The organism is Amycolatopsis sp. NPDC051061, from assembly GCF_040682935.1.
GTDB lineage: Bacteria > Actinomycetota > Actinomycetes > Mycobacteriales > Pseudonocardiaceae > Amycolatopsis.
On record NZ_JBFBBZ010000005.1, the window covers coordinates 72,954 to 81,612 of the forward strand.

Annotated in this window: 9 protein-coding genes; 6 read left to right on the forward strand and 3 right to left on the reverse strand. The window is 72.9% G+C overall.

Translation table 11 applies throughout. From position 1 onward, the window contains the following. The first annotated feature begins 119 nt into the window (after positions 1 to 119). Positions 120 to 566, forward strand: coding sequence for an Lrp/AsnC family transcriptional regulator (locus AB0N03_RS08475; protein ID WP_155546399.1), 447 nt, complete (start codon positions 120 to 122; stop codon positions 564 to 566). 1 nt (position 567) lies between these two features. Then, entirely contained in the window at positions 568 to 1,299 is a 732-nt protein-coding gene (locus AB0N03_RS08480) for a hypothetical protein (RefSeq protein ID WP_364367377.1), read from the forward strand. Here the strand turns inward: AB0N03_RS08480 and AB0N03_RS08485 are convergent. The 3 genes from AB0N03_RS08485 to AB0N03_RS08495 all read right to left on the reverse strand — a co-directional run bounded on the left by AB0N03_RS08485 (position 1,296) and on the right by AB0N03_RS08495 (position 4,799). Next, complete coding sequence (locus tag AB0N03_RS08485) at positions 1,296 to 2,294, reverse strand: hypothetical protein (RefSeq protein ID WP_364367379.1); 999 nt, start codon at positions 2,292 to 2,294, stop codon at positions 1,296 to 1,298. The two genes, AB0N03_RS08480 and AB0N03_RS08485, sit on opposite strands and share 4 nt — an antisense overlap. Positions 2,295 to 2,406: 112 nt before the next feature. Continuing rightward, the gene (locus AB0N03_RS08490; RefSeq protein WP_364367382.1) at positions 2,407 to 4,029 is read right to left on the reverse strand and encodes a thiamine pyrophosphate-binding protein; all 1,623 of its coding nucleotides are present in this window, start codon (positions 4,027 to 4,029) and stop codon (positions 2,407 to 2,409) included. After that, on the reverse strand, positions 4,026 to 4,799 hold the full coding sequence (locus AB0N03_RS08495; protein WP_364367385.1) for a cyclase family protein: 774 nt from the start codon (positions 4,797 to 4,799) through the stop codon (positions 4,026 to 4,028). The genes AB0N03_RS08490 and AB0N03_RS08495 overlap by 4 nt, the downstream gene beginning before the upstream one ends. A gap of 120 nt (positions 4,800 to 4,919) precedes the next feature. On the opposite strand from AB0N03_RS08495, the gene AB0N03_RS08500 reads away from it, so the two are divergent. From AB0N03_RS08500 to AB0N03_RS08515, 4 genes are all read left to right on the forward strand, one after another. Next, positions 4,920 to 5,315, forward strand: coding sequence for a GntR family transcriptional regulator (locus AB0N03_RS08500; RefSeq protein WP_364367388.1), 396 nt, complete (start codon positions 4,920 to 4,922; stop codon positions 5,313 to 5,315). 12 nt (positions 5,316 to 5,327) lie between these two features. Next, on the forward strand, positions 5,328 to 6,215 hold the full coding sequence (locus AB0N03_RS08505) for an ABC transporter ATP-binding protein (protein ID WP_364367391.1): 888 nt from the start codon (positions 5,328 to 5,330) through the stop codon (positions 6,213 to 6,215). After that, a complete protein-coding gene (locus AB0N03_RS08510) occupies positions 6,212 to 7,183 on the forward strand; it encodes a transporter (protein ID WP_364367394.1) in 972 nt (323 codons plus the stop codon). The genes AB0N03_RS08505 and AB0N03_RS08510 overlap by 4 nt, the downstream gene beginning before the upstream one ends. A gap of 262 nt (positions 7,184 to 7,445) precedes the next feature. Beyond that, positions 7,446 to 8,659 (forward strand): hypothetical protein (locus tag AB0N03_RS08515; protein WP_364367397.1); only part of this gene is annotated, 1,214 nt, incomplete at its 3' end.

The following is an 8,659-nucleotide window of genomic DNA, read 5'->3' on the forward strand; positions in this document are numbered from 1 at the left end:
AGTGCGACGGGGACCACAGCCACGCAACAGCCGGAGCCGGATCGGGGTGCCACACGCAAAGTTCAGCGTATCCAGTGACTGAGTGGTCCCGATTTTTGCGTCCGTTTACGCTCGGACGCATGACCGACGACCTGCTCGACGCGACCGACCACGAGATCCTCGGCCTGCTGCGCGAGGACGCCCGCCGGACGCTGTCCGACATCGCCGGCCGCGTCACGCTGTCGACGGCCGCGGTCAAGCGCCGCATCGACCGGCTGCGGGAGACCGGCGTGATCACCGGATTCACCGTGCAGGTCGACCACGCGAAGCTGGGCTGGGGGATCGAGGCGTTCACCGAGCTGCGGTTCGTCGGGAACACGAAGGTCGCGGAGATCCTGCGCACCACCACGCGGATGCCCGAGGCACAGGCGGTGTTCACGATCGCGGGCGACCCGGACGCGCTGGTGTGGCTGCGGGTGCGCGACATGGCGCACCTGCAGAAGACGATCGACGAGATCCGCCGCCACCACCAGGTGACCGGCACGAAGACGCTGATCGCCCTCGAATCGTGGTCGCGGGGGAACTGACGTGCTCGTCACGCTGGCTCAGCGCCCGGACCTCGCCGAAGCCACCTACGCGATCCCGTACCCGCCGGACTCGCCGGAGTTCATGGCCGGCAGCCTCGCGAGCCTGCTGGTGCGCGGCCGCCGGGTGGCGCGCCGCTGGCCGCACCTGGTCGTCGCGCTGCTCGAAGACGACCGGCCGGTCGCGCGCGGGATCATGGTGCCGTTCCGCGGTCGCGGATCGCTCCCCAGCCGCGGCTGGGACGAGGTGGCCGTGTGGGCTGCCGAAGACGCGCTCGACGAGGTGACTCCCGATACCGCTTGCGCGCTGGAGATCGCCGTGCACCCGGAGCACCAGGGGCGGGGCCACTCCCGGACGGTGCTGGAGGGGATGCGCTCGGCCGTCGCGTCCGCTGGGCTGGGGGCGCTCGTGATCCCCGTGCGGCCGCCGGACAAGGCCGCCGTCCCTGCGATGCCGATGCCGGACTATGTCGCCGAGTCGCGGGCGGACGGTCTGCCTGCTGACCGCTGGCTGCGTACACATGTGCGTGCCGGTGGCCGGATCGAGGCCGTCGCGCCCTGCTCGGCGACGGTCCAGGCGCCCCTCGAAGACTGGCGGCGCTGGACCGGGCTGCCGTTCGACCGCGACGGCGAGGCGATCGTCCCGGGCGCGCTCGCCCCGGTGCTGGTGTCGACCGCGCAGGACTTCGCGGTCTACGTAGAACCGAACGTCTGGGTGTCCCATCGCGTGGGTTAGCCGTGCAGCAGGACTCCGGACGCCCGCTCGCGCTCGAAGAAGAACTCCGGCCACGCCAGCCCGTCCGGCGGTGCGTCGATCGCCGTCGCGCGGCGCCGCAGCTCGTTCAGGTAGTCCGTGTCGAGGATTGCCCGCGCCGACAGCGGCTCGCGCAGCAGAAGGTCGGCCGGGCCCTGGTACAGGTACGCGTCCACGCCGGGGAAGCCCTTGGTGCCCGGCGGGTAGTCGCGGCTCGTCGGGAAGTACGTCGTGTCGAGCGTGCCCAGCCAGGAACCCTTCAGTGGCACCAAAGCGGGCCAGGAGCCCAGGCGCTGTTCCAGGCGGGCGTTGTCCGAGGTGAACCCGTAGTGGTCCGCCACGACGTACGCCGTGTCGGGGTACTCGCGCTCCAGCTGGGCGACCGCCGCGCTGCCGCCGTCGTGCTTCAGGTGCCCCAGCCCGAACAACATCAGTGCCTTGCGGTGCTTCTGCAGCACCTGCGTCTTCACCACGGACACGATCGACACGTCCCGCTCGTGGAACGGCTCCATGTCCGCCGGGCTCTGGACGCGGCTCCAGTCGATCGGCGGGTCGCCCGCCAGCACCCGGATCTTCCGCGCCGCCGGCAGCGTCGTGTCGACCTGCCGGACCAGGGCGAAAAGCTGTTCGTAGAACAACGAAAACCCGCAGCTCGGCTGGGTCGTGTCCCGCCAGACGCGGCTGATGTCCGGGACGTCACCGCCGGCGATGTACGCGTCCAGCAGGGGCTGGAGGCGCGAGTTCCCGCACTCCACGACGATGTCGTTCACCTTGCCGGGGAAGCGCGGGTCCCGGACGAGGTCGAAGACGAACGGCCCGGGGTCCGGGCTGGACTTCGCGACGATCGAATGGGTGTCGAACGCGGCGAGCAGCGCGCCGGCGGGATCGGACGGTGGCCGGGGCCGGCCCGCGTCGGCGGGTGCGGCCACCAGGGTGGCGGCCGCGAGCACAGCGAGGACGGTCTTGACCAAGCGCATGAGAGCTCCCCGGAAGAATACCTGCTGTCTTACGACAGTAAGACAACTCGGTCAGCATCCAGCCCGCCCGGGCCGCTGTCAAGGCCGGGCCGGTGCCCGGATCACGGCCGGCTCAGTGCCGGAACGCCTCCGCGAGCCACCACGACCCGCCGTCGTCGGCGATCTTCGCGTCGATCACCAGTGGCTCGCCGCGTGGACCCGCGAGCCATTCGCGCACCGCGAAGAGGTCTTCGGCCGACCGGACCGTCACCCCCGTGCAGCCGAAGCCGCGGCCGATCGCGGCGAGGTCGGAGTCGGGGAACCGGACCGTGGTCAGGTCGGCGTCGCCGAAGTGGTGGACCTCCGCGCCGTACGCCGCGTCGTTGTAGACGATCACCACCAGCGGCAGGCCGAGCCGGACCGCGGTGTCCACTTCGGACAGTGCCATGTGGAAGCCGCCGTCGCCGGTGCCCAGCACCGGCAGCCGGTCCGGGCGGGCCAGCGCCGCGCCGATCGCCGTGCCCAGGCCCAGCCCGATGCTCTGGAACGCCTGCGTGAAGCAGAACCCCTGTTCGTCGGGCACCGAGAGGTAGGCGCTCGGGTAGCCCATGAAGTTGCCGGAGTCGATCGAGACGATCCGTTCCGCGGGCAGCAGTTCGTCGAGCAGCCTGCTCAGCGTCCGCGGGTCGATCCGGCCGCCTCGGGAGAGGTCCTCGTGCTCGACGTCGTTCCAGCGGCCGGCCGCGATCCGGGCGGCGACCTCCTCGGTGCGGTAGCCCTGCTGCTCCTTCGCCACGGCCAGGACGTCGACGGCGGTGCACGCGACATCTCCGACGATCCCCAGGTCGATCGGCCGGTGCGCGCCGAGCGCACTCTGCTCGAGGTCGACCTGGACGAGCTTCGCGTGCGGGCTGAGCAGCTTCCCGTGCCGCGTGGTCCACATGTTCAGCGCGCAGCCCCAGCCGACGACGAGGTCGGCCCCGACGATCAGCTCGGCGGCCGCCGGGGACGCGAACCCGCCGGAGATGCCGAGCGCGAACTCCTCGCCGTGGAAGAGCCCGTGCGCGACAGCCGACGTCGCCAGCAGCGCACCACAGCGCGAAGCCAGTTCCCGCAACGGTTCCCGGCTACCGCGGGCGCCACGGCCGGCGACGAACACCGGCCGTTCGGCGGCCGCGAGGAGCTCGGCCAGCTCGGCCACCGCGGCGGCGTCCGGGCGCAATGCCGCCGGTCCCGGGATCGACGGCAGCGGCCCGGGCTCCGCGGGCGCGGGCTGGGCCTGGACGTCGAGGGGGAGGTTCAGCACGACCGTCCGGCGCTGCTGCCGTGCGGTCCGGTAGGCCCGCACAGTGTCGGCGACCGCGCTCGCGGCCGAGTGCACGCGCTCCGGCACCGCGCCGACCGCGACGGCCAGCGCGTCCTGGTCGACGCGGAAGTTCGACAGCACCGACGCGCCGGCCGAGTCGGCGGTGAGCACGAGCATCGGCGTCCGGCTCTTGGCCGCCTCGGTGATGCCGGTCATGGCGTTGGTCAGCCCGCAGCCCTGGTGCAGCGACAGCACCGAGACTTCGCCGCTCATCCGCGCGTAGGCGTCGGCCATGCCGGCCGCGCCGCCCTCGTGGCGGGCGGCGACGAACCGGACGCCGCCCGCGCGCAGCGCGTTCGTCACCTCGAAGTTGCCGCTGCCCACCACGCCGAACGCCGTCCCGGCGCCGAGGCCGGCCAGCGTGCGGCCGACGAGTTCGGCGACGTTCACCGCTCCACCAGGGCCAGCACGCGGGCCGGGCTGCCGGACCCGCCGACGATCGGCAGCGGCGAGACGACCAGCAGCGTCCCGGTCGGCGGCAGCGAGGCGAGGTTCTGCAGCTGCGTCAGGCCGTGCTTCCCGGCGCCCAGCAGGAGTTCGTGGCACGGGAACATCGGTTCGAGGGCGGGCGCCTGGCCCGCGTCGGTGCCGACGGTCTCCACGCCGAGCCCGGTGATCGGGGTTTCCTCGGCGAGCCACCGCGCGCACTCGGGCGAGACGCCGGGCGCGTGCGAGCCGGCCTCGTCGGCGTTGAGGAACTGCTCCTGGTCGTCGCTGCGCGCGTCCCAGCCGGTGCGGTAGAGCAGCCAGCCGCCCTCGGGGAGCGGGCCGTGCTCGGCCGTCCAGGCGCGGACGTCGTCGATCGAGAGGAGGAAGTCCGGGTCCTCGGCGGCCTTGGCCGAGAAGTCCAGCACGACCGCGGGCGCGACCAGGGTCTTCAGCGGCACCTGGGAGACGTCGTGACCGTCCTTTCCGGACACCCAGTGGACGGGGGCGTCGAGGTGGGTGCCGGTGTGCTCGCCGGTGTGGATGTCGTTCCAGTACCACCGCGGGCCGCGCTCGTCGTAGCGGCTGATCTCCTCGAGGCGGAACGGGATGGTGTTGGCGAACGGTTCCGGCAGCTGCAGGATCGGCGTGCTCGCGCTCAGCGGCGCGGTGAGATCGACGATCTCGATCGTCCCCTCGGTGATCGCCTTGCCCAGTCCGTCCAACAACGACATGCCTGCCTCCTGGTGCCGGGGGTGCGTCCCGATCGAGACCCTATGCCCGGCGGCCGCTCCTTGACAGCGGCGCGCTCGGAGGTGTTGTCTTAATGTCGTAGGACAATAGGAAGGTGCCGGGTGATCGAGTTCGTCCTGGACGGCCGCTCGCGGGTCGCCACGTACATGCAGCTCGTCGTCCAGGTGAAGCAGGCCCTGCGGGTCGGCCTGCTGCGCCCCGGCGACCAGCTGCCGAAGGTGCGGTCCGTGGCCGAAGCGCTCGCGATCAACCCGAACACCGTGCTCAAGGCCTACCGCGAGCTGGTCCTGGAGGGGCTCGCGGAAGGCCGGCCGGGGGTGGGCACGTTCGTCACCGGCAGCCTGGCCGGCCCGTCGCTGGGCAGCCAGGGGCAGCTGCGCGACGAGCTGGTGGCCTGGCTCGAGCGCGCCGAAGCTGCGGGGATGTCGGCCGACGACATCGCCGCCCTGATCGAGACCACGTTGCGCGGCACGCCAGTGCCCCGCAACCTTGCGTAGGGAGTTCCGGAGATGGAGCTGGCCGTGCAGGCCCGGGCGCTGGGCAAGCGTTACGGGCGCACCTGGGCGTTGCAGGACTGCGCGCTGGAGGTGCCCGCCGGGCGGATCGCCGCGCTGGTGGGCCCGAACGGCGCGGGCAAGACGACGTTGCTGCACCTGGCCGTCGGGCTGCTGCGGCCCGACGCCGGGGAGGTGCGCGTGTTCGGCCGCGACCCGCGGTCCGTGCTCCCCGACGTCGGGTTCGTCGCGCAGGACACCCCGCTGTACCGCGACTTCACCGCCGCCGAGCTGGTCACCATGGGCGGCAAGCTGAACCGCCGCCGCTGGGACGCCGCGCTGGCCCGCGAACGGCTCGCCATGCTCGGCATCCCGCCGGACAAGCCGGTCGGCAAGCTCTCGGGCGGGCAGCGGGCGCAGGTCGCGCTCGCGCTGGCCCTGGCCAAACGCCCGCGGCTGCTGCTGCTCGACGAGCCCATCGCGAGCCTGGACCCGTTGGCGCGCCGCGAGTTCATGCAGGCGCTGATGGGCGCGGTGGCCGAGAGCGAGACGACCGTGCTGCTGTCCTCGCACCTGCTCGCCGACCTCGAACGCAGCTGCGATTACCTGGTCGTCCTGCAGCAGTCCCGCGTCCAGCTGACCGGCGCGGTCGACGAGCTGCTCGAGACGCACCGAACGCTCGTCGGCCCGCGGGCCGGGAGCGAGTCCATCGCCGGCGTGGCGAAGGTCGTCCGCGCGAGCCACACCGAACGTCAGTCGACGCTGCTCGTCCGCCGCGGCGACGGGCCGCTTGATCCTTTGTGGACGGAGCACGAAGTGACCTTGGAGGACCTGGTGCTGGCGCACCTCGCCGAAGCGTCGGAGCCTCGGGTCGCCGCGACCGCGTGGGAGGTGCCGGCATGATCTGGCTGACCTGGCGCCAGCACCGCAAGCAGGCGCTGTTCACGCTCGGTGCCCTGGTCGCGCTCGCCGCGATCATGGTGCCCACGGGCCTGGCGATGCACACGAAGTTCGACAGTCTCGGCCTGCCCGCCTGTCGCGCCGCGCTCGGCAGCGCGTCGCTGATCACCCAGACGGAGGAGGTGGGCCGCTGCGGCGGCCTCGGCCACCAGTTCGAGCAGCAGTTCGGCGGCATGGTGTTCGTCGCCGTGCTGTTCGTGGTCCTGCCGGTGCTGGTCGGCGTGTTCTTCGGCGCGCCGCTGGTCGCCCGCGAGGTCGAGCAGGGCACCCACCGTCTCGTGTGGACCCAAGGCGTCAGCCGCCTCCACTGGGCCCTGGTGAAGTTCGGCTTCGTCGGCGGGATCACCGTGGTGCTGGCGGTCGTGTACGCGCTGGGCGTCTCGTGGTGGTTCCAGCCGCTGGTCACCGCGAGCACCGGGCGGCTGGGCTACTTCTCGTTCGACGTCCAGGGGGTCGTCCCGATCGCGTACACGCTGTTCGCCTTGGCGCTGGGCGTCTTCGCGGGGACGTACTGGCGCAAGGTGCTGCCCGCCATGGGGATCGCGCTGGTCGGCTTCGCGGCGATCCGCGTCGCGATCGAGGTCCTGGCCCGGCCGCGCTACCTGCCCGCGCGGGCGCTGACGTTCTTCCCGGACGGCAACCAGACGCCGAACACGGCGTCGGGCGACTGGGTGCTGTCCCAGGGCATCCGCAACGCGGCGGGGGAGATGGTGCTGCCCAACGCCGAGATCGGCCCGTGCGGCCCCGGCGGCTGCGGGCCGAGCGAGGCCGGTCCCGGCGCGTACAACTGGCTGCAGTACCAGCCCGGCGACCGGTTCTGGGCGTTCCAGGGCATCGAAACGGGGATCTTCGTGCTGCTGACGGCGGCGCTGGTGTACTTCGCGCTGCGCCGGCTGCGCACGCTCGCTTGACCGGATCGCCGAACCGAGGGGGCCGTTTCCCACCGGGCACCGCGCCGGGTGGTGAGTTGCTGACGGTGACTCACCGCCCTGCGGCCGTTCGGGTGGTCTGCCGGGGAAAGCGGGCGAACCGGCCCCGGACGGTCGGTGCGCCGCCGTAAGGTCGCTCACGGTGAGGGAGCACGACGGAGGTAGTTCCGCTGGGCGCGCGGGGGATTCGGAACCGTGGCGGGTGTGCTTGCTGGACTCGTCGGGCCGGACACTGGGTGCCGGCATGCTGCTGGGCGAATCCACGATCCTGACCTGCGCGCACGTCGTGCAGGCCGCCGGGGAGGAAGCGCTTTCGCGCCCCGGCTGCCCGGCCGGGCAGCTCGTGGTCCGCTTCGTCGGCCTGCCCGGCACGCCGGAGGCGTACGCCGGCGTCCGGCCGGGGTGCTGGGTGCCGCCGCTGGCCGACGGCCGTGGGGACATCGCGCTGCTGGAGCTGAGCGAGGCCTTCCCCGGCGTGCCGGGCGCGCCGCTCGTGCGCCTCGGCGCCGTCCGCGACCGGGTGGTCCACACCTACGGCTTCCCGCCGCCGCACCAGCACGGCGTCTGGGTGAACGACGCCGTGCTGGCCGGCCCGGCCGGTGCGGGCAGCGAGTGGATCCAGCTGAACTCGAAGCCACCCGGGGAACGCGTCCGCCGCGGGTTCAGCGGCGCCGGGGTGATCGACAAGGCCACCGACGCCGTGCTCGGCATGGTCGTCACCGAATACACCGACGAACGGCTCGGGCTCGCCTACCTGATCCCCGTCGAGACGATCGTGCGGCACGTCCCGGAAGTCGCCCGGTGGGTGGGGGAGCCGCCGCGGCCGCCGTCCGGCCCCCTGGTCGTCGTCATCGGCGACCGCGACTCGGCGGTGGTCCGGGACTTCCTGACCCAGGTCCGCCGCGAGCGCCGCGGGGCCCGGCCGGGCCGGGGCGATCGGCTCGCCGCGATCGTCGACGCCACCGGCAAGACCGCCGACGAGGTGGCCGAGCACGTCAGCGCCGGCATCAGCACCGAGGAGGTCACGACGGTGCTCGCGACCCACCCGGAGGACGTCGCCGTGGCGGTGGCCGGGGTCGACGCCGCCCGCGCGCCGGAAGAGGTCCTGACCGGCGCGGTGAAACCGTTGATGGACAAGGGTGCCACGGTGCTCGTCCAGTTCAGCGGGCCGGATTCGCCCGGCGTGCACCTGGCCCGGCGCTGGGAGAGCGAGCGGAACGCGCGCCGGCTGGACCGGCTGGCGCTGCTGGTCGAAATGGTGGAGCACGAGGAGGAGCGGACGCGCGAGCGGGCCGCTCAGGTCGGCACGCGCGCCCACCCGGCCGCCGAGGTGCCCGGCCCCGCCGCGGACCTGCGCGCCGCGATGATGGTCGGCATGGTCGCGCGCGCCGCGCCGCACGTCTCCCCCCCCCCCGGCGACGACCCGAGCGCGGCCGGCGACCGGGCGACCGGGTTCGT